A 20,481-nucleotide genomic window follows, 5' to 3' on the forward strand; every position below is an offset into this window, starting at 1 on the left:
TAGGGCTGTGGGCGGCGCTCGCAGCGTGCCCGGCCTTTGCGCAAGCGGCTGCCGCAACCTGCGGCGCCGGTGACGTGGCCGCCGTTGCGGCCATTGCAACCTCCGGTGTCGTGGGCGGCGCTGCAGCCACGGTACCGGTCGAGCGTGCGGTGGCCCAGGCCTGCAAGCCGTGGCCGAACGATGCGGCGATCCGGCTGGCGGCAATCGCATTTGCTGGCGATGCGGAGGCCGTGCCTGGCGAGCGCGACATTGAGTTGCGCGTGGCCATGCTCGATGCGGCCAGCGGCAAGGTGCTGGCGTTCTACGCGCAGGACATGGGTGAGGACGCCGCCTTCGAACTCGATGCAGACAGTTTGCGTCTGGATACCGCGCGCTACGACCTGGCCAAGGACGTGCGTGCGATCGGCGTGGTGGTGCATAGCGCCGCGCAGGGGCCCAGCTGCCCGGATTTTTACAGCAATCAGGCATTGACCTTGCTGGTGCGTGAGGCGCGTAGCTTGCGCCCGGTACTGCAACGCGATCTCTATGCGTGGCAACGTGTGAAAGGCGAGCCGTGCAGTGTGGGGAAGAGCGATGTGATCACCGAAGTCGCCAATCTGAGCCTGAGCATGGCACCGCAGGCACATGCCGGCTATGCGGACATCGTGCTGACAGCCAACGTATCTACCGCGGAAAGCGTAGCTGACAGTGACACCATTACCGAACGCACCCGTCGCGTGCGCCAGGTGCTGCGCTACAACGGCCAGCGCTATGTGCCTGTGGCCGGCGGCGATACCAGCTGGCCGTTCGACAACTAACCCTTTATGGATCCGCTCATGACCAATGCCCCTCCCGAAGCATGCGACCTGTTGATCGAAGCCGGCTACGTGGTGCCGATCGAACCGCATGCGGTGGTGCTCGAAGACCACGCGGTGGCGGTCAGCAACGGCGCCATCGTGGCGATCCTGCCGATTGCCGAAGCGCGCGCACGGTTTGCGCCGAAGCAGACCGTCTCGCGCCCGGAGGCGGCGCTGATGCCGGGCCTGGTCAACGCGCACACGCATAACCCGATGACGCTGCTACGCGGCATTGCCGACGATCTGCCGCTGATGGTGTGGCTGCAGCAGCACATCTGGCCGGTGGAAGCGGCGGTGATCGGGCCGGAGTTCGTGGCCGACGGCACCACGCTTGCCATTGCCGAAATGCTGCGCGGCGGCACCACCTGCGTCAACGAAAACTACTTCTTCGCCGATGTGCAGGCGGCGGTCTACAAGCAGCATGGCTTCCGCGCGTTGGTGGGCGCGGTGATCATCGATTTCCCCACCGCATGGGCCTCGTCGGACGACGAATACTTCGCGCGTGCCGGTGAGTTGCACGACCAATGGCGCGACGATCCGCTGATCAGCACCGCGTTTGCGCCGCATGCGCCGTACACGGTGAACGATGCCAACTTCGAGCGTGTGCGCATGCTGGCCGACCAGCTCGACCTGCCGGTGCATCTGCATACGCACGAGACCGCGCAGGAAGTGGCCGATTCGATCAAGCAATACGGGCAGCGTCCGCTGGCGCGTCTGGATCGGTTGGGCCTGGTCAACGACCGCCTGATCGCCGTGCACATGACCCAGCTCACCGAGGCGGAAATCCATCTGTGCGCCGAGCGGGGCGTGAGCGTGGTGCATTGCCCGGAATCCAATCTCAAGCTGGCCTCTGGGTTTTGCCCGGCCTGCGCGCTGCAACGTGCCGGCGTGAACCTGGCCATCGGCACCGACGGCTGCGCCAGCAACAACGATCTGGACATGTTCAGCGAGAACCGCACCGCGGCCATTTTGGCTAAGGCAGTCGCCAACGATGCCACTGCGCTGGATGCGGCCACCACCTTGCGTGCGGCCACGCTGGGCGGCGCGCGCGCGCTGGGCTTCGGCGACAAGATCGGCTCGATCGAAATCGGCAAGCAGGCCGATCTGGTCTGCGTGGATCTGTCTGCACTGGAGACCCAGCCGCTGCATCATGTGCTGTCGCAACTGATCTATTCGGCCGGCCGCCATCAGGTCACCGATGTGTGGATCGCCGGCAAGCCCAAACTGGTGCAGCGCGAGCTGGTCGACATGGATATCGCCGCCCTGGTCGCCAATGCGCGGCAGTGGCGCGACCGCATCCGCACCGTCCGCGCCTGAGCGCGCGTCATCGCAACACGGAGCTCCGCATGAATCCGAATACTCACAGCACTTCCGGCAATTTTCATCAGAGCGAGCTGGATAAATTCGCCGCGCTGGCAACGCGCTGGTGGGATGCCGATGGCCCGCAAAAACCGCTGCATGCGCTGAATCCGGTGCGTCTGGATTACGTGTCCGCGCGGCTGGATCTTGCCGGCGCGCGCGTGCTCGATGTCGGCTGCGGCGGCGGGTTGCTCAGCGAGTCGATGGCGCGTCTGGGCGCACAGGTCACCGCGATCGATCTGGCCCCGGAGCTGGTCAAGGTGGCGCGCCTGCACAGTCTGGAATCGGGCGTGCAGGTGGATTACCGCGTGCAATCGGTGGAAGACCTAGCGGCCGAGCAGCCAGGCAGCTTCGATGCGGTGACCTGCATGGAAATGCTCGAACACGTGCCGGATCCGACCGCGATCATCCGCGCCTGCGCCAGCCTGCTCAAGCCGGGCGGCAAGCTGTTCCTGTCCACACTCAATCGCACCCCGGCCGCGTTCGCGCTGGCGGTGGTCGGTGCCGAATACATCGCGCGGTTGCTGCCCAAGGGCACGCATCACTACAAGGATTTCATCAAGCCGGCGGAACTTGCGGCGTGGTTGCGCAGCGCCGAACTGCAGCTGGAAGACGTCAGCGGCATGCTGTACGAGCCGTGGCGCAATCGTGCGCGGCTGTCGTCGCGCACCGAGGTGAATTATCTGGCCTATGCGGTGAAGCCGTGACGCGCAGGGATTGGGGAGTAGGGAGTCGGGATTGGCAACAGCAGGTGCGTGCTTGATGTCTGCGCATTCCCACCTTGCGGATGGCGAGACGCAGCCGTCCAGCGGCGGGGCGTCTATGAATTTCCCGCGTGCGGTGTTGTTCGATCTGGATGGCACCTTGCTGGACAGCGCGCCGGACATGCTTGCCACCGTCAACGCGATGCTGAGCGAGCGGGGACGTGCGCCGATCGCGTTGGCGCAGCTGCGCCCGGTGGTGTCGAAAGGGTCGCGCGCGATGCTGTCAGTTGCGTTTGCCGAACTCGATGCGGACGCACGCGATGCCTTGGTTCCTGAATTCCTGCGTCGCTATGAGGCCTTGATCGGCACGCAATCGCAGCTGTTCGAGGGTGTCGAAGAATTGCTGCTGCGGCTGGATCGTGCGGGGTGCGTGTGGGGCATTGTCACCAACAAGCCCGAATACCTGGCGCGGCTGATCTTGCCGCAACTGGGCTGGGAGCAGCGCTGCGCGGTGTTGATCGGCGGCGACACGCTGGCCGAGCGCAAGCCGCATCCATTGCCATTGCTGACAGCTGCCGAACGCATCGGCATTGCGCCTGCGCAGTGCGTCTACGTAGGCGACGATGAGCGCGACATTCTGGCCGCACGCGCGGCAGCGATGCCATCGGTAGCGGTGTTGTGGGGCTATCGGTTGCACGATGACGATCCCTTGAGTTGGCAGGCCGACGTGTTGGTCGAGCAGCCGCAACTGTTGTGGGATGCCGCGACGTGGCCGCAGCCGTGATCTTCTTTCGTTTTTTTCTGGACCCGCCATGAGCCAATCCAGCGCTCTCGACAGTTTTCTCGACAAGTGGCGCACCCGCTGGCCGGAATGGTCGGTTGCCGAGCCTTTCATTCCGCAACCGCAACGCCCACTGGCTGCCGCCTGGTTTGCCTTGCTGCAGGAATGGGAAGACATCATGAATATCGCCGGCGACCCGTTGCCGGCCGATGCCAAGCTGGCGTGGTGGCAGCAGGAGCTGCGCGATTGGTCGCAGCAGCGCTCGCGGCATCCGCTCGGGCGCGTGCTGGAACCGGTGCGTGCGCCATGGGCGCAATTGGCCGACACCTTGCCCGCAATGCAGGACGCCCGCGTGCCGCCGCAATCGTTGCAGCAAGCGCTGGACACCTTGCGCGCCTTTGCCGAGGCCGTGGTTGCAGTCGAAGCGGTGATGTTTACGCGCAACCAGCCTGGCGATGCCACGGCGGTGGCGGTGCAATGGCTGGACGCACGTCAGCGTGTGGCCGGTGACAGCGCAACGCCCGGCGGCATGACGACCGCCGCATGGCGGGCGCAATTGTTGCAGGCCTGGCCGCGCAAGCCTGGGTTGGCGCGGCCGCATCGGGTATGGTCGCGGCTGGCACGTTTGCGCTTGCAGCGCGAACTCGCTGGGAAGGCGGCGTATCCACCGCCGGTGCAGCAGCTGTGGCATAGCTGGCGTGCGGCCAGCGGTGCGGACTAAGAGCGACGGACAAAATACTGTGCTCACTGCCAGTTGGGCGCGGCCGGTTTTGTGGTTCCCATCAGCCACGACCACGTTAACCGGTGCGATGCCTTTGACTGACTAAGCTTCTTATCGCATCTAATTACGCTATGACTCGAAATCTCGTTCGTCTTGAAGTGATGAGAGAGTGTGGGTAGATCACTCGTCAAGCGGATGATCTGAGGCTTGGCCGCAAGGCCCTTGCCCGCCCACCATCGCGGGACACGCCGCAAGTACGTCCATGTAGGCTCTTACGCGGCATCCATGCCGCGTAAGGTCCCGCGACGGTGAGCGGGCAAGGGCCAGTCGAGATGGTCGGTGTGCATGGTGCAAGCGATGCATGACGTCCGTTGTTTGAATAACGGCGCGTTCGGTCATCTTCCCCACACAGGCCGAGCAACGGACATGCTTTAAGGAAGCAGTCGACCAACGTCCTGGTGCGGTGTCCTCGCCGATTGCGGGACCGTGTGGCGGCATGGATGCCGCCACCGAGCCTACATGGACGTACTTGCGGCGTGTCCCGCGAGCGGTGAGGGCACCGCGCCCCTCGACCATCCGAGTTTCAACGCATGGTTGGTGGCAGTGCACGCAGCGCGGCTTTAAAAAAACTCAGATCGGCGAATCAGGCAATACCGAGTGGTAAGCAATGAAGGCGTCATTGCACTGCAGCGGTGTGCCCGGCCCGGGCTTGCCTTGCAGTTGCACATCGTTGGGCACCGATTCCGACAGCTGATCGAAGAAGCTCACCGGGCCGCCCTTGAAGGTGAAGTGCGTTGCGCCCGGATTGCTGGCCGGCCCGCCGAAATGCGGCTTTGCGAACGAGATCGGGCCACCTTCCAGCACCACGTTGTCCAGCGACAGGGTGATCGGCAAGGTGGTGGTCGCATCGCGATAGCCGTAGAAGCTCAGCTCACCGCCGCCAAACGCCTTGGAACCGAGCGAGTGCACGTTGGTTAACGCAATGCCGCTGAAATTGGGCAGCTTGTTGCGTACCGCTGCATTGGCGTAGTTGGCATCGAATACCAGCGGCCTGGCAACGCTGCGCATGCAGACGTTTTCGAAACTGATGTCGTAGACCTGGCCGCCACGGCTGCCATCGGACTTGATACGCAAGCCGTTGGCAGAATATGGATCGGAGTTCACGTCGTTGCTGTTGAAGCCATCGATGCTCAGGCCGCGCACGGCGATATGGCGCATGCCCGAATCGGTTTCGCTGCCCAGCGAAAAACCGTGCGTGTAATAGAACTGGTTGTAGGCGAACAGCATGTTTTCCGAGGCGATGCTGCGCTTGCTGCTGGCATGCGCCTTGATTGCCACGCCATCGTCGCCGGTGCCGATATACGAGTAGGCCAGCAATACCTTCTTCGACTGGCCAGGATCGAAGCCATCTGTGTTCTTGGCTGTTTCCGGAGTGAAGCAGGTCGCATGCGGATTGACATCAGGCGTGCTGCCGGCCGGGCAGCGATAGCCAGGACGCGAATAGACCAGACTGGGCGCGAGAATCTTGATGCCCCATGCCGTCAGGCCGACCACGTTGTCGGTGGTGACGTGGAAATTGGGCGAATTTTCCAGGGTGATGTCGTACAGCGTGAAGTCGGTGCTGTCGTCGATCTGCAGCAGGCGCGGTACGTGCTGGCTCAGGCCCTTGGTGACGTTGAGATAGGCCAGATCCCACCAGCTGGCGGTGCCGGCATTGGGTCCGGCGGTGAGCGTGCTGCCGCCGCGGCCATCGATCTTGCCGGCACCCACAATCGCACTGTTGGCGGTATCGGCGACGTGGATCAGCGGGTTGCAGGATTTGGCCTTGTCGCTGGTCGCGGTGCCGCAGGTGCCCAGGCCATTGTCGTAGTCGCGCGGATTGCGCGAGCCGAACAAGGTGACGCCGCGATCGATCCACAGCGTGACCCCGCTCTTGATCGTCAACGGGCCGCTCAACACGCCCGACTCGCCGGCATCGCCGGTGACCAGACGCACCGCGCTGCCGGCGGGGCAATCATCGATGGCCGCCTGCAAACGCGCGGTATCGCGCTTGGATTGCGCCGGATCGTTGTCGAGCGTATCCAGCGAACCGGCAACCGGCACCAGCGCGGCCTTGAGCGTGGCGCAGACCTGCGTCGGTAGCGTGGGCTGCTGGATCACGCCCCAACTGGTGGAGATGCTGTGCGCGGTATCGGCCACGTCTGGCGTGTGCGGCCGTGCGGCGCTGGCTTCGTATGTCACCAGACCGAGTAGCGCGAGCGTCAACGGCGCAAGCGCTGGAAAGGGGGAATGAGACTGCATGGGATGACTCCGGGAGTGGAATGCGAAAAACGCCGTCGATCAGTCACGGGCGCGTCGCCGGTGTGTTGCATTCGCATGACAGCGATTGCAAACACGCGCCGTTGGCGCGCCCAAAGTATCGATCGCTACACAGTGTGATCGGGAGCGATCGACGACCAAGCGTGGCCTCTCATGCCAGCGCGCGATGTCGGATGGGCGAATTCAGCGCCGCATCGCCGAAGGCAACGCAGGCGTTGTCGCAATCGGTGCAGTGCAATGCTCCGTACGCGGCCTGTTGCAAGGCATGCGTTGCGCATGCCCTGCAATGTGAAGGCTGCGCTCGACAACCGCGCAACGCGCACTGCGCGCAACCAAGCACACCGACCATTTCCACCGGTCCTTGCCCGCCCGTCATCCCGGGACCTTCTGCGGCATGGATGCCGCAGAAGAGCCTAAACGGACGTACTTGCGGCGTGGTCCCGCGATGGCGGGCGGGCAAGAACCCTCCAGCGAATCAGCAGATCAGCCGCTCCACAACGCGGACTGCCGAAAGGCGATGATGGCGGCGTTGAACCGCGTGTTGACGCGAAGAGTCAGTCTGCGCTGCCGGCACCGCTATTGCTGTATTCGTAAAAACGGTTCGGCGAATTGGCGCAATTGCTGCTGCAGTACGGACGGCTCGCGGTGGACGCATTCCACGGTGCGGTCTTGCGGATATGGCTGCCCAGCGTGGAATTGCGCACCGTGACCTGCCCGTTGGGCGAGGTGCCATCGACATAGGCACTCAGATCGCTGATGCCCTCATCCCAGGCGCGCCCCAGATAGGTGTTGTTGTCGGGTGAGCCGGAAATGGCGACGAAGTTGCTGTCGATCGCCAGAAAGCCGTAGCTGCTGCCGGGGCGCGTGCTGGGCGCAAAGATGTAGCCGCCGCGGCTGGTGCCAAGCCGCGCGCCGGTGGAGCGGATGGTGGCGTGATCGAATACGCCTACGCCGGAGCCGAAGATGAAATCGACATCGCCATCGATCGTGCTGTTCTTGAAATAGGCACGGATCACGTTGGACGCGTTGGTAGCGCTGATCAACAAGGTGTCCTGATTGCCGGTCACAAGCACATCTTCGAAGCTGGCTTTGTCGCCGCGCACTGCCAGCGCCACTGCCGCCTGGTTGTTGTTGGTGTAAGTGCCTTCGACATAATTGTTGTCCACGCGCAGATGGCGTGCCTGAAAGCCGGCAGCGCGTACGGTCAGCGTTGCGCTATTGGACGTTCCCACCGTGGTTGCCGATGCATTGCTGGCACAGGCGTGGCTTGCCGTGCCCACCGGCTTGGGCGTGGGATTGGCGTTGTTGAAGCGGATAACGGTGTCTGCGGTATTCGTGCCCAAGCCGAACACGGTCAGCGGCGGTGCGCCCGTCGGCACGCAGACCAACTCGGTATAGGTACCTGCCTTGATGCTGATGTAACGACGCGTGGTGCCGCCCGCGGCCACGGCTGCATCGATCGCCGCTTGCACGGTGCGATAGCGCGTGGAGCCGTCGGCTGCGACCGCGTAATCCGCGCTGAGTAATGCAACGCCTGCAGTGGGATTCCAGTTGTCGGTCACCAGCGCGTTGAGCGGCCCGGCCTTGGCCAGCGCCTTGGCAATCGTGTAGGTGCTCGCTTCGCTGCTGGTGAGTTGTGGCCGGCTGGCGGTGCCGGTCAAGGCAGTCGCATCGATGCTGACAAGACTCAGCAGTGCGGCAGCGATGCAGCTCGTGCGGATAGGCAATGCAGACATGAGTGGCGCTCTCCATGAACAGGGCACGGTGGATAGGTCGATACGCTGCAGACGCTGAATCTTGCACGCGGGATGGGGAAGCCATGGCGCGACATGGGAAGGCGGGTGTCGATCGCCATGGTTGAGTCCTCTGTGTTGTCACCACGCGAGCAGCGAGGGGATGGTACTGCCGTGTCCGTTTGTTCCGGCTTCGCTACCAGGTGCAATGTCCAGGACCATCGGCGGCATCACGGTTTTCGACGAGATTGCGTCGCAAACGAGCCACGTGTGCTGCGCTGCGATACACGTGCGCATTCGTATTGCGTACTGCACGTTGCTGTTGTGTGCAGACAACGGTGCGCGTCGTCACATGCTGTGGTCGCTCGCGCTTACAGACTCAATCACCCGCGTAGAGATGCGCTTGTCAGGAACCGAAATGTCAGATCCCAAAGAGTTGCAGGAAAAATTCTGGAAGGCGCTCAAATCCGATCGCACCGTGATGCTGGGCCTGGACGGCGTCGAAGACGGCCATGCGCGCCCGATGACCGCGCAGATCGAAGGCGACAGCGGCGGCCCGATCTGGTTCTTTACCTCCAAGGACAATGCGCTGATCGCGATGCTGGGGCAGGGCCGTCGCGTCATCGGCGCCTTCAGCAGCAAGGGGCATGATCTGTTCGCCAGCATCAGTGGCGCCTTGCACGAAGACACTGACCCTGCGGTGATCGATCGCTTATGGAACCCGCACGTTGCTGCGTGGTACGAAGGCGGCAAGGACGATCCGAAACTGGCGCTGCTGCGCCTGGACGCGGACCACGCACAGATCTGGCTCAATGGTTCCAGCCTGCTTGCCGGTATCAAGGTGCTGTTCGGTGTCGATCCGAAGAAGGACTATCAGGACAAGGTGGCGGACGTCCCGCTGCGTTGAGGGTTTGCGTATGCGCGTAGTGCGGCTGACAGAACCTGGCAAGTGGTGGTCGGGCGGATGCGGATGGTGCTCAGGATCGGCATGTGGGAGCTGCTACATGCCGCAATGCGCACGGGCCGCGTCCGCCTGGCGTCTGTGTCGCATTTTTGAACACCGCGCTTGAAAGTCACATCTATGTGGCTTTCAGGCATTCACTAGTGCGATTTGGGGTTGCAGGGTATAGGTGTGCAATCGGCATGTCTGCCGACAACAACGCGATTGCCCACGCCACAACGCGCTGCGTGATGTTTCACCACGCCAGAACATGTCGCGGCGCGATGATCGGCGGTACTCGCTTAGCGCGCCTGCGCGATGCGTGCCCACCAGGAGATGCGACATGCAACGGATCGAAATTGGCCAGATGGTATTCCTGCGCGATGGTGAAGTCGGCGTAGGCGCAATACGCGATATTCGCAACGAAGGCGCCGAGCTTGTCATCAATATCGAAAACGGCGGCGATTTTGTGCTGCCTGTGTCGGTGGTGCGCGACGTGCATTCCGGCAAGGTGATGCTGGATGTCGATCAGTTGCCGGAGGAAGTGCGCGATGCGTTGCGCCACCCGCACGACAACGAGTTGCGAACCAGTCGGTATGCAGCCAGCAACCCACAGGACGGCGCGCTCAAGTAAGTGTTCGTCTCCCAGCGCGGGTAATGCGCGGATGCTCGGCGGCCTAGCGCGGTACCTGGATGGGTGTCAGTGGCCGCGGTGGCCGTGTCCATCTGTAGCTGAGGGCGTCCCATGCGGCATGGTGACTTTCGGGTCGTGCCGCCAGATGACCGATGTTTTACTGTCGAATCTCAGGACAGTGGAATGGGATGATGGGAATCAGCAAGCTGGCACTGGCTCTATCGGTCCTTGTTGCGTTCGATGCTTGCGGTGCGACTGCTCAACAGGACGAAGCCCAGGTGCGATCTGCCGACGCGGCGTTCTGGGAGGCCTACAACGCCTGCGATATGCAAGCCATTGCGGGTCTGCTCACGGCGGACGTGGAGTTCTATCACGACAAGACCGGGCTCACGACCTCGCGCGAGGCGGTCGTCGAGTCGTTGCGTCAGGGACCCTGCGCCGACGAAACCTTGCGTCTTCGACGTGAGGCGCTCAATGACAGCATCGCATTCCATCCGCTCAACGGCGGTTACGCAATGTTGTCGGGCCATCACCGCTTTTATGTGCAGGAACGTGACAAAGCGGAGCGATTGGACGGTCAAGCCGACTTCACCACGGTCTGGAAATTTGCCGATGGACGTTGGCGCATGCATCGCGTGCTCAGTTATGCGCATGGCCCCGTGCCGTATACACCGCCACCAAGAACGACAACACTCCCGGTCACGGTGCTGCAGCGCTACGCAGGCCGTTATCGCTCGCCTCGCATCGGAATCATTCAGATCGCGGTCGCCGGCGATCATCTGACGCTCACCGCCGGCAGTTTCATCGCCACGCTCTATCCGCAATCCACCACGCGTTTCTTTGCGATGGAGCGCGATCTGCGCTTCGACTTCGAGACCAACGGCGACGGACTTTCCAAAACGTTGGTGGTGTATGAAAACGGCGTCGTCAGCGAACGTGCCATGCGCTAAGATCCTGCTGCGCGCGAAGAATGGGCACAGACATGCTTCGCCGGCTGCGTTCGAAAGTACTCAAGCGAATACATCGATGCAGGCAGGCCGCCATATCGCACGGGTCTCTGGCTCAGCTGCCCACAACGTCTGGCGGCAGATCATCCGGTAGCAAAAACGTACGTGGCGCGGCATCTGGCGGGCCAGCCGAGGGCAGTGCCGGTTGCTCGGCTTCGTCCTTGAGTTGCACGCCGGATAGCTTGCGTCGAAACGCCTCGCGTAACAGGTACGCAAGTTTGTGCGTGGCTTCGGCGTAACTCAGCCCTTCGGCGCGGATATTGGAGATGCAATTGCGCGCGGCGTCGGTCAGGCCGAGCCGTGGGGTGTAAGTCAGATACAGGCCCAGGCTGTCGGGCGAACTCAGTCCCGGCCGCTCGCCGATCAGCACGATCACTGCACGGGCCTTGAGCAATTCGCCGACCTCGTCGCCGATGGCCACACGCCCTTGCGCAATCAGCACCACCGGTGCCAGCGACCAGCCCTCGTGTGCGGCCAAGCGATCGATATGCTCCAGCATATGCGGGGCATTGCGGTGTACGGCCAGCGCCGAGAGCCCGTCCGCGACCACCACTGCCACGTCATGTCCACCGCCATGCACGGCGGTCAGACCACGCAGTTGCGTGGCGGCGTCGGCGGCCAGGCGCCGGCCCAGATCCGGGCGTTGCAGATACACATGCCGATCTGCCGCCGCGCTGTGCAGCAGCATGCTGATACGCCCGCGCTGTTCGAGTTCGGCCTGCAGCGGCGCTGGATCGAACGCAAGATGCACCGCATCGCGTGCCTGCGCATGCGCCAGCTGGAAATCCAGATGCGCAGCTGTCGGCAAGCTGGTGCCGACGCGCCCCAACGCGATCCGTGCCGGCGTGAGATGACGCAGCTGCGCCCAGGCATCGCGAGGTGGCGTCGTGGGGCTGCTCATTGCGCCGTGCCGCTGTTCAATTGCGCCAGCGCACGCCGGAACGGTGCCGGCACCTCGCTACCGAGTTCGAAGCGGCCATCGCGCAGGCGCAAAATGCCTTGCTGTTCCAGCCACTGTTCGAACTCGGGCGCCGCACGCAGGCCCAGTGCCTGGCGCGCATACAGCGCATCGTGGAACGAGGTGGTCTGGTAGTTGAGCATCACATCGTCCGAGCCGGGGATGCCCATGATGAAGTTGATGCCGGCGGTGCCGAGCAGGGTCAGCAGCACATCCATGTCGTCCTGATCGGCTTCGGCATGGTTGGTGTAGCAGATGTCGCAGCCCATCGGGACGCCGAGCAACTTGCCGCAGAAATGATCCTCCAGCCCGGCGCGGATGATTTGCTTGCCGTCGTAGAGATATTCCGGGCCGATAAAGCCCACCACGGTGTTCACCAGCAATGGCTTGAACTGCCGCGCCACGGCATAGGCGCGCACCTCGCAGGTCTGCTGATCCACGCCATGATGCGCATTGGCCGACAACGCGCTGCCCTGGCCGGTTTCGAAATACATCACGTTGTCGCCCACGCTGCCACGGCGCAACGACAGACCCGCCTCATAACCCTCCTGCAGCAGGGCCAGATTGATGCCGAAGCTGGTATTGGCCGCTTCCGTGCCGGCGATGGACTGGAACACCAGATCCACCGGCACGCCGCGTCCGATCGCCTTGATGGTGGTGGTGATGTGCGCCAGCACGCAGGACTGCGTGGGAATCTGGTAGCCGGTGATCACCGCATCGAGCATGCGCAACAACGCGGTGGTGGCGGCTAGACTGTCGCTGGCCGGGTTGATGCCGATCACCGCATCGCCGTTGCCATACAACAAACCGTCGAGCACGCTGGCGGCAATGCCGGTGGCGTCGTCGGTGGGGTGGTTAGGTTGCAAGCGCGTCGACAAGCGTCCGCGTAATCCCAGCGTGTTGCGAAAGCGCGTGACCACGCGCGTTTTCTGCGCGACCAGAATCAGGTCCTGCACCCGCATCAGCTTGGACACCGCCGCCACCATCTCCGGTGTCAGTCCGGGCGCCAGTGCAGCCAATGCGGCTTCGTCGGCCTGCGCACTCAACAGCCAATCGCGAAAGCCGCCGACGGTGAGATGCGAGACCGGGGCAAATGCGGTTGCATCGTGTTGGTCGACAATCAAGCGTGTGACTTCATCCGCTTCGTACGGCACCACCGCTTCATCCAGAAAATGGCGCAGCGGCAGGTCCGCCAGCGCCATCTGCGCAGCGACGCGTTGCAGACCGGAGTCGGCGGCGAGCCCGGCCAGTTGATCGCCCGAGCGTGCCGGCGTGGCCTTGGCCAGCAACGTTTTGAGATCGGCAAACTGGAAGCGCTCGCCGCCTGCGGTGAAGGCGAACCCACTCATCTGACAGTGCTCGCAGGCGTGTGTTGGCCGCGCAAGCTCAGCACGCAACACACCGCACCAAACAGCAGCAGTCCTACAAAGATCAGCGCCACGATCGGGTTGAACCACACCATCGCCACCAGGCACACCAGCGCCAGCAGCAGCGCAATCGCCGGCACCACCGGATAACCCGGTGCGCGAAAACTGCGCTCAAGCAATGGCTCGGCGCGGCGCAGTTTGAACAGGCTGAGCATGCTCATCACATACATCACGATCGCGCCGAACACCGACATGGTGATCATCGCCGCGGTCAGCGACATGCCCTGGATCTTGACCACGCCATCGCTGCAGATCGCCGCGATACCGATCGCGCCACCGGCCAGAATCGCGCGATGCGGCGTGCGAAAGCGCGACAGCTTGGCCAGCCCATGCGGCAAAAAGCCCGCACGCGCCAATGCGAAGAATTGCCGCGAATAGCCCAGGATGATGCCGTGAAAACTGGCCACCAGACCGAACAAACCGATCCACACCAGCATGTGCAGCCAGGTCGAGCTATTGCCGACTACCGCTTTCATTGCCTGCGGCAACGGGTCGTTGATGTTGGAAAGCTGGCGCCAATCGCCGACGCCGCCGGCAAACACCATCGTTCCCAACGCCAGCACCACCAGCGTGAGGATGCCGGCGATGTAGGCGCGAGGGATCGTGCGCTTGGGATCCTTGGCTTCTTCGGCCGCCATCGCCGCGCCCTCGATCGCCAGAAAGAACCAGATCGCAAACGGAATCGCAGCGAAGATGCCGGAGATCGCCGCCGGGCCAAAATCGTTGCTGCCGGCCCAACCGTTGGCGGCAAAACGCGCGACGCTGAAACCCGGCGCCACCACGCCCATGAACACCAGCAGTTCGATCACCGCCAGCAGAGTCACCACCAACTCGAAGGTGGCGGCGATCGCCACGCCGACGATGTTCAAGCTCATGAAGATCACATACGCCCCGATTGCGGCGATACGTGGGTCCAGGGTCGGAAACTGCACGTTGAGATAGGCGCCGATCGCCATCGCAATGGCCGGCGGCGCGAACACGAATTCGATCAGCGTGGCCAGGCCCGCCAGCATGCCGCCATAAGTGCCGAACGCGCGCAGGCTGTAGGCGAACGGCCCCCCGGCGTTCGGGATGGCCGTGGTCAACTCGGTGAAGCTGAAGATGAAGCAGGTGTACATCACCGCCACCAGCACGGTAGTCACCAGAAATCCCAGGGTGCCGGCGGTGCCCCAGCCGTAGCTCCAACCGAAATACTCGCCGGAAATCACCAGTCCCACGGCGATCCCCCACAGTTGCCAGGTGCCCAGTGTGGGTTTGAGTTGCTCGTTGCGCATGTCGCACATCTCCTGCGGTCGGGGGAGGGGAGATGAAGCACGTCCGACGCCGCAGCGATGGACCAACCGTCTGGCTCGATCGTCCGCTACGAAAGTGGCGAGGATCGAAGATCGACGGTCGTCCCGGTTATACCCCAAAGCCCCGCGACCAACACAGGCACAGCGGGTAGGCCGCAGAGAACAGGCCGCCACGCTGACGCAACCGGTGCCCGCTGTTTCATTTCGCTACCCAACGGCTCTATTTGTTGCGCTCAAGCACCAGCAACGGATCGATGCGCACATCGAACCAATTCATCCCCCAATGCAGATGCGGCCCGGTCGCGCGCCCGGTGGCACCCACCGCGGCAATCACCTGACCCTGCTCCACGCGATCGCCCACTTTCACGTCGATGCGTGAGAGGTGCAGAAAGTTGGAGCTCACCCCGAAGCCATGGTCCAGCAGCACCGTACCGCCGGTCAGATACAGATCCGGCGCGGCGAAGGTGACCACGCCGGCGGCCGGCGCCTTGACCGGCGTGCCGGTGGGTACCGCGATATCCATGCCCGAATGACCGGCACCGGGCTGACCGTTATAGACACGCGCATTGCCGAAGCGCCCGCTGATGCGGCCCTGCACCGGCCAGATGAAGGGCTGCGCGAAATCGGTGCGCGCGTCGTCGCGATCGCGTGCAGCGGTGACCTGCGCCTGTTCGCGCTTGATCCGCTCGGCGATCGCCGCAGGCGGGTTGACGGTCTTGGGCGGCACGCCGTTGACGCGTTCCACCGGCCAATCGCGCGGCGTCACTGCGATGCTGGCAGTCTCCTTGCCGCCATCGGGCCGGGTGATCTGCACCTGTAACGGGCCGGTGGCATCGCGGCCGATACCGAACACCACGCTGCCATAGCCGCTCACCCGCAGCGTGCGGCCGGCGTACTGCACCTGGCTGCCCGCCGGCACCTTGCCGATCACCATCGCGCCTTGCGAGGCGCTTGGCGGAAACACCACATCCGCAGCGCTCGCAGATTGCGCAGCGGCATCACCAACAGCAAACGCGAGCGGCGCCAGCGCAAGCCAGGCGCCAAACAGGGCTGCGCGCATCAGCGGTCGAAGGTCAGGCGCTGACCGGCGGCAATGCCGACCAACTGTTCGCCATCCCACACCTGCTGGCCGTTGACCCAGGTCGCGGCGATGCGCGAGCGGAAGGTGGTGCCTTCGAACGGCGACCAGCCGCACTTGGACAGCACCTGCTCGCGCTTCACGGTGAACGGGGTGTTGTCGATCATCACCAGGTCGGCGAAATAGCCTTCGCGCAGAAAACCGCGCTCTTCCACATCGAACAACTGCGCCGGCGCATGCGCGAACTTCTGCACGATGCGGGTGATCGGCAGCTTGCCTTCATGCACCAGCTCCAGCGCGGCGACCAGCGCGTATTGCACCAGCGGCAGGCCCGACGGCGCCTGCGCGTAGGGCTTTTGCTTCTCTTCCCAGGTGTGCGGGGCGTGGTCGGTGGCGAGCACATCGATCACGTCTTCGGCCAGCGCTTCGATCAGCGCCAGGCGGTCGTCGGCGTCCTTGATCGCGGGGTTGCACTTGATCAGGTTGCCCAGCCGCGCGTAATCGCTGCGGTCGAAGCGCAAAAAGTGGATGCAGGTCTCGGCGGTGATGCGCTTGCGCACTTTGCCGTCGGCGTCGACCAGCGGGCCGGCCTCGAACAGCGCCAGCTCGTCGGCGGTGGAGATATGCAGCACGTGCAGGCGCGTGTTGTGCTTGCGCGCCAACGACACCGCCAGCTGCGAAGACTTCAGACACGCCTCGCGCGAGCGGATGTCCGGATGCATCTCCGGAGTCAATGCATCGCCGTACTTTTCCTTGAACTGCGCCAGCGTCGCATCGATGGTCGGGGTGTCTTCGCAGTGGGTGATGATCGGCGTCGGCGCGTCGCGGAAGATCGCGTCCAGCGTCTCGGGGTTGTCGACCAGCATGTTGCCGGTGGAGGCGCCCATGAACACCTTGATGCCCGGCGCAGTCTTGGGATCCAGCGTCTGGATCGCGGCCAGATTGTCGTTGCTGGCGCCCATGTAGAAGCCGTAATTGGCCCAGGCGCGCCCGGCTGCGGCGTCGTACTTGGACTGCAGCGCAGCCGCATCCAGGGTCGGCGGATTGGTGTTGGGCATGTCCATGAAGCTGGTCAGGCCGCCGGCCACGGCAGCGCCGGATTCGGTGGCGATATCGCCCTTGTGGGTCAGCCCCGGCTCACGGAAGTGCACCTGGTCGTCGATCATGCCCGGCAGCACCCAGCGCCCGGCCGCGTCCACCACCGTATCGCCTGCAGCCGGAGTGATCTTGTCGGCGATCTTGGCGATGCGGCCACCCTCGATCAGGAGATCGGCGTCGAACTCCTTGCCTTCATTGACCAGGCGGGCATTGACGATGACGGTTCGGCTCATGGGTGGGGTCCTTTGCAGCGGCAGGAAGTGGAAGAGGGCGAAGGCGCGGACGTAGGCGCGTCGGGGACGGGATCGAACCCGCCCGGATGGAAAGGATGGCAACGGCCCAGCCGGCGTGCAGCCAGCCAGCAGCCGCGAAGCGGGCCGAAGCGGCCGATCGCGGTCATTGCATACTCCGAGCAACTGGGCGCAAACCGGCAGCGCGGCCCTAACAGAGGGCTAATGAATATTTTGTAGAAGCGCAGCAGCGCGATGAGCAGGCGTGAGATCACTTGCCAATGATATGCCACTTGGACTAATGGGTGGTTGCCGGGGGGCCTTGGGGTAAGCTATAAAGGCCCGCTTTCCCGGGCCCCGGGGGAACCAAGGATGAGCGTTTCGTGGCTGCTAAAAAAACTGCAAACAAGGCCGTAGAGGCCGCCAAGAAGTCCGCCAAACCCGTTGCGAAGAAAGCGGCGGCGCCTGCCGCTGCAAAACCGGCTGCCAAGCAGGCGACGCCGGCCACCAAGCAACCTGTTGCCAAGAAGGCAGCTGTGACCAAGGCCGCTGCCAAGCCGGCGCCGGCCTCCAAGGCCGCAGTGCCCCAGCCCGCGGCTGTTAAACCTGTAAAACCGGCCGCCAAGAGTGCTGCAAAGCCGGCGGCAAACAAGGCAGCTCCGGCTGCCGCCAAACCGGCCGCCACGCCGGTGGCGCCCAAGTCCGTACCGAAGCCGGCTGCCAAGCCGACTCCGGCCAAGTCAGTCCCGGTCAAGGCTGAAAAGCCCGCGCCCGCACCGGCCCCCAAGGCCGTCCCTGCGAAGCCGGCAAAGCCTGCGACCCCGTCAGTTAAGAATCCCGTGCCCGTTTCGAAATCTTCAGCAAAAACACCAACCAAAACCGAAGCCCCCGCCAAGCCCGCCGCGACCCGTCCGGTCGGTAAGGTGGCCGTGGCCGTGACTGCCAAGTCGTCCAGCCCGACGCCCAAGACCAAGTACAAGGTGGTCGACTACAAGATCGACGAGACCACCGGTCGCCCGATCCTGCCGCAGGGCTACAAGCCTGCCGCGGACGAGGAGTACATGAGCAAGCTGCAGCAGGAGTACTTCCGTCAGCGTCTGCAGCGGTGGCGCAACGAGATGGTCGAGGAATCCAAGCAGACCATCGAGAACCTGCGCGAAGAAGTGCGCGATATCGGCGACGAAGCCGAGCGTGCCACCCGCGAGACCGAGAACTCGCTGGAACTGCGCGCCCGCGACCGTGCACGCAAGCTGATCTCCAAGATCGACAGCACGCTCAAGCGTCTGGAAGACGGCGACTACGGCTATTGCGTGGACACCGGCGAAGAGATCGGCCTGGACCGCCTGGAAGCGCGTCTGACCGCCGAGCGCACCATCGACGCGCAAGAGCGTTGGGAGCATCTGCAGAAGCAGCAGGGCGATTGATCGTTAAGATTGATCGTTCAGCAAGCGTCGAAGCCTCATTGGTCGATTAAAAAAAAACCCCGCCATGTGCGGGGTTTTTGATGCGTCAAGGCAATAGCGATGCCGGCTGCGTTCGCTACCGGCACATCAGCATTGCGCACGTCATTGCAAGTCGCGCAGATCCAGCTTGCGTAGCTTCGGCGCCTTCCACGCGGTGGTCGCAACCACGCCCAGCGTGACGCAGCCGCCGATCACCACCGCCGGCACCAGGCCGACCAGGCGCGCCATCACCCCGTCGTAGAACGCGCCCAGCTCGTTGGAAGAGCCGATGAAGATGCCGTTGATCGACGACACCCGGCCGCGCATCGCATCGGGCGTGGCCAGCTGCAGGATGGTCTGACGCACCACCACCGAGACGCCGTCGCACATGCCGTAGACCAGCAGGATCGCCGCCGACAGCCAGAAATGCCGCGACAGGCCGAACGCGATCGTGCAAAACCCGAAACCGGCCACCGACAGCATGAGGATGCGCCCGGCATTGCGCTGCAGCGGGTGCCGCGCCAGCCACACGCCGACCACGATCGAGCCCAGTGCCGGTGCACCGCGCAGGATGCCCAGGCCTTCCGGGCCGTAGTGCAGGATGTCGTGGATGAAGGCGGGCAGCATCGACACCGCGCCACCCAGCAGCACCGAAAACATGTCCAGTGCCATCGCGCCCAGCATGATCTGGTTGGACAGCACGAATTGCGCACCTTCGGCAATGCTGCGAAAGATCGGCGCGCGCGGGCCCTCGTTGACCGGCTCGCTGACGCGCAACAGGGCCAGCGCCAGGATCGCCACCAACGCCACACTCGCCGCAACTCCATAAGCCAGGCCCTTGCCGCCCCAGCCGACCAGCACGCCGCCCAGCGCCGGGCCGATGACCATGCCGGCCTGGAAGGTGACGCTGCCGATGCTGGCGCCGCGTGCGAAGGCCTCGCGCGGCAACGCGCGCGCGAACAAGGCGTTGTAGACCGGCGACAGGAACGAACGTGCTGCACCGGTCAGTGCGATGGCCGCATAGATCGGCCACACGCCTTGTACCGGCAGCCAGTCATGCGTGATCGCCAACAGCAGCAGCGCGGTGGCGACCAGGCCCAGTACCGCGACCATGCCCAGACGGCGGCGCGGCAGGTGATCGACCAGATAACCGGCAAACGGCGCGATGCAGAAGAACGGCAGGATCTCCGCCAGCCCGATCAGCCCGAGCGAGAGTGGATTGCGGGTGATCTCGTAGATATGCCAACCGACCGTGACCGCGACGATCTGGTACGACAGCATTGCCGCTACGCGATACAGCAGCACTAGGCCGAAGCCGGGGTAGGCGAACAGCGTGCGCAGCGAGGCGGAGGGCGAGGGAGGCGTGGGCGTGCTCACTGCTGGGCGCGGGCGGTGTCGCGAATGAAGGCCAGCATCGCCGCCACACCGTTGCTGCGGGTCGGCGACAGGTGCTTGGCCAGGCCAATGCCGGCGATGTAGTCCGGCTCGGTGGCCATGATCTCCTGCGCGCTACGCCCCGAGTACACTCGCAAGGCGAGATAGATCAATCCGGAGACGATCGCCGAATCGCTGACGGCGTGGAAGTCCAGCCGCTCGGCGTTGCCCTCCGGCACGATCCATACCATCGACTGGCAGCCATGCAGGCGGTGTTCTTCGGTCTTCCACTGTTCCGGGAAGGTGGGCAGCTTGCGGCCCAGGTCGATCAGGTACTGGTAGCGCTCGGACCAGTCGCTGAAGAAGGAAAACTCCTCGGCGATGGTGGCCTGTGCTTCGATGGCGGTGGGTTCGAGCGGGAAGGGGGTAGTGGTCATCAAGATTCCAAAATCACTCGCAAAAATCCAGGGTCGTTCGGTCAAAGCCCCTCTACCTCCGGGGCGAGAAGGCGCGGTTTGCGCGCCACTGGCGCGCGTGCCTTGGAGCGC

General features: G+C 63.9%; 20 protein-coding genes. 9 read left to right on the forward strand and 11 right to left on the reverse strand.

Annotation, left to right across the window (positions count from 1 at the left end):
- Positions 1-74 precede the first annotated feature (74 nt).
- The 5 genes from AC1PLU_RS10025 (at position 75) to AC1PLU_RS10045 (ending at position 4,401) form a co-directional block, all read left to right on the forward strand.
- Positions 75-797 (forward strand): PA3715 family protein, encoded by a 723-nt coding sequence (locus tag AC1PLU_RS10025; RefSeq protein WP_481108347.1) that lies wholly within the window; start codon positions 75-77, stop codon positions 795-797.
- An 18-nt stretch (positions 798-815) separates the two neighbouring features.
- On the forward strand, positions 816-2,153 hold the full coding sequence (locus AC1PLU_RS10030) for a TRZ/ATZ family hydrolase (RefSeq protein ID WP_481108348.1): 1,338 nt from the start codon (positions 816-818) through the stop codon (positions 2,151-2,153).
- A 29-nt stretch (positions 2,154-2,182) separates the two neighbouring features.
- Complete coding sequence (ubiG, locus tag AC1PLU_RS10035; protein WP_115040320.1) at positions 2,183-2,902, forward strand: bifunctional 2-polyprenyl-6-hydroxyphenol methylase/3-demethylubiquinol 3-O-methyltransferase UbiG; 720 nt, start codon at positions 2,183-2,185, stop codon at positions 2,900-2,902.
- 115 nt (positions 2,903-3,017) lie between these two features.
- Complete coding sequence (locus AC1PLU_RS10040; RefSeq protein ID WP_115040169.1) at positions 3,018-3,683, forward strand: phosphoglycolate phosphatase; 666 nt, start codon at positions 3,018-3,020, stop codon at positions 3,681-3,683.
- 28 nt (positions 3,684-3,711) lie between these two features.
- Positions 3,712-4,401, forward strand: a complete 690-nt coding sequence (locus tag AC1PLU_RS10045) for a phytoene/squalene synthase family protein (RefSeq protein ID WP_481108349.1) — start codon at positions 3,712-3,714, stop codon at positions 4,399-4,401.
- 630 nt (positions 4,402-5,031) lie between these two features.
- Here AC1PLU_RS10045 and AC1PLU_RS10050 read toward each other — a convergent pair.
- Both AC1PLU_RS10050 and AC1PLU_RS10055 read right to left on the reverse strand, forming a co-directional pair.
- Positions 5,032-6,702 carry a diffusible signal factor-reguated family 28 glycoside hydrolase gene (locus AC1PLU_RS10050; protein WP_481108350.1) on the reverse strand — a complete coding sequence of 557 codons (1,671 nt, stop codon included), beginning with the start codon at positions 6,700-6,702 and terminating at the stop codon, positions 5,032-5,034.
- A gap of 572 nt (positions 6,703-7,274) precedes the next feature.
- Positions 7,275-8,414, reverse strand: a complete 1,140-nt coding sequence (locus AC1PLU_RS10055; RefSeq protein WP_481108498.1) for a putative acyl-CoA thioester hydrolase — start codon at positions 8,412-8,414, stop codon at positions 7,275-7,277.
- A gap of 457 nt (positions 8,415-8,871) precedes the next feature.
- Between AC1PLU_RS10055 and AC1PLU_RS10060 the strand changes: the two genes are divergently transcribed.
- The 3 genes from AC1PLU_RS10060 to AC1PLU_RS10070 all read left to right on the forward strand — a co-directional run bounded on the left by AC1PLU_RS10060 (position 8,872) and on the right by AC1PLU_RS10070 (position 10,977).
- Positions 8,872-9,360, forward strand: a complete 489-nt coding sequence (locus AC1PLU_RS10060) for a pyridoxamine 5'-phosphate oxidase family protein (protein ID WP_481093378.1) — start codon at positions 8,872-8,874, stop codon at positions 9,358-9,360.
- Positions 9,361-9,736: 376 nt separating this feature from the next.
- Positions 9,737-10,027 carry a hypothetical protein gene (locus tag AC1PLU_RS10065; RefSeq protein WP_006452612.1) on the forward strand — a complete coding sequence of 97 codons (291 nt, stop codon included), beginning with the start codon at positions 9,737-9,739 and terminating at the stop codon, positions 10,025-10,027.
- Between the two features lie 278 nt (positions 10,028-10,305).
- Positions 10,306-10,977 (forward strand): nuclear transport factor 2 family protein, encoded by a 672-nt coding sequence (locus AC1PLU_RS10070; protein ID WP_481108351.1) that lies wholly within the window; start codon positions 10,306-10,308, stop codon positions 10,975-10,977.
- 112 nt (positions 10,978-11,089) lie between these two features.
- Here AC1PLU_RS10070 and eutC read toward each other — a convergent pair whose 3' ends face one another.
- From eutC to AC1PLU_RS10105, 7 genes are all read right to left on the reverse strand, one after another.
- The gene (gene eutC / locus AC1PLU_RS10075) at positions 11,090-11,935 is read right to left on the reverse strand and encodes an ethanolamine ammonia-lyase subunit EutC (RefSeq protein ID WP_481108352.1); all 846 of its coding nucleotides are present in this window, start codon (positions 11,933-11,935) and stop codon (positions 11,090-11,092) included.
- Positions 11,932-13,341, reverse strand: a complete 1,410-nt coding sequence (locus AC1PLU_RS10080) for an ethanolamine ammonia-lyase subunit EutB (protein ID WP_481108353.1) — start codon at positions 13,339-13,341, stop codon at positions 11,932-11,934. Before AC1PLU_RS10080 ends, eutC begins: the two co-directional genes overlap by 4 nt.
- Positions 13,338-14,702 (reverse strand): ethanolamine permease, encoded by a 1,365-nt coding sequence (gene eat, locus AC1PLU_RS10085; RefSeq protein WP_006452607.1) that lies wholly within the window; start codon positions 14,700-14,702, stop codon positions 13,338-13,340. The genes AC1PLU_RS10080 and eat overlap by 4 nt, the downstream gene beginning before the upstream one ends.
- 229 nt (positions 14,703-14,931) lie before the next feature.
- On the reverse strand, positions 14,932-15,771 hold the full coding sequence (locus AC1PLU_RS10090) for a M23 family metallopeptidase (RefSeq protein ID WP_481108354.1): 840 nt from the start codon (positions 15,769-15,771) through the stop codon (positions 14,932-14,934).
- Positions 15,771-17,120, reverse strand: coding sequence for a dihydroorotase (locus AC1PLU_RS10095; protein WP_481108355.1), 1,350 nt, complete (start codon positions 17,118-17,120; stop codon positions 15,771-15,773). Before AC1PLU_RS10095 ends, AC1PLU_RS10090 begins: the two co-directional genes overlap by 1 nt.
- Positions 17,117-17,410, reverse strand: a complete 294-nt coding sequence (gene yidD / locus AC1PLU_RS10100; protein WP_481108356.1) for a membrane protein insertion efficiency factor YidD — start codon at positions 17,408-17,410, stop codon at positions 17,117-17,119. The genes AC1PLU_RS10095 and yidD overlap by 4 nt, the downstream gene beginning before the upstream one ends.
- 5 nt (positions 17,411-17,415) lie before the next feature.
- Complete coding sequence (locus tag AC1PLU_RS10105; RefSeq protein ID WP_255171873.1) at positions 17,416-18,063, reverse strand: hypothetical protein; 648 nt, start codon at positions 18,061-18,063, stop codon at positions 17,416-17,418.
- Here AC1PLU_RS10105 and dksA point away from each other — a divergent pair.
- Positions 18,053-18,541: an RNA polymerase-binding protein DksA gene (gene dksA / locus AC1PLU_RS10110; protein ID WP_369910408.1), complete on the forward strand. Its 489-nt coding sequence runs from the start codon at positions 18,053-18,055 to the stop codon at positions 18,539-18,541. The two genes, AC1PLU_RS10105 and dksA, sit on opposite strands and share 11 nt — an antisense overlap.
- 141 nt (positions 18,542-18,682) lie before the next feature.
- On the opposite strand, the gene AC1PLU_RS10115 is transcribed toward dksA, so the two are convergent.
- A complete protein-coding gene (locus AC1PLU_RS10115; protein ID WP_481108357.1) occupies positions 18,683-19,936 on the reverse strand; it encodes an MFS transporter in 1,254 nt (417 codons plus the stop codon).
- Positions 19,933-20,370, reverse strand: coding sequence for a SufE family protein (locus AC1PLU_RS10120; RefSeq protein ID WP_006449428.1), 438 nt, complete (start codon positions 20,368-20,370; stop codon positions 19,933-19,935). The genes AC1PLU_RS10115 and AC1PLU_RS10120 overlap by 4 nt, the downstream gene beginning before the upstream one ends.
- Positions 20,371-20,481 lie beyond the last annotated feature (111 nt).

It is taken from the genome of Xanthomonas sp. NCPPB 2933, assembly GCF_056725225.1.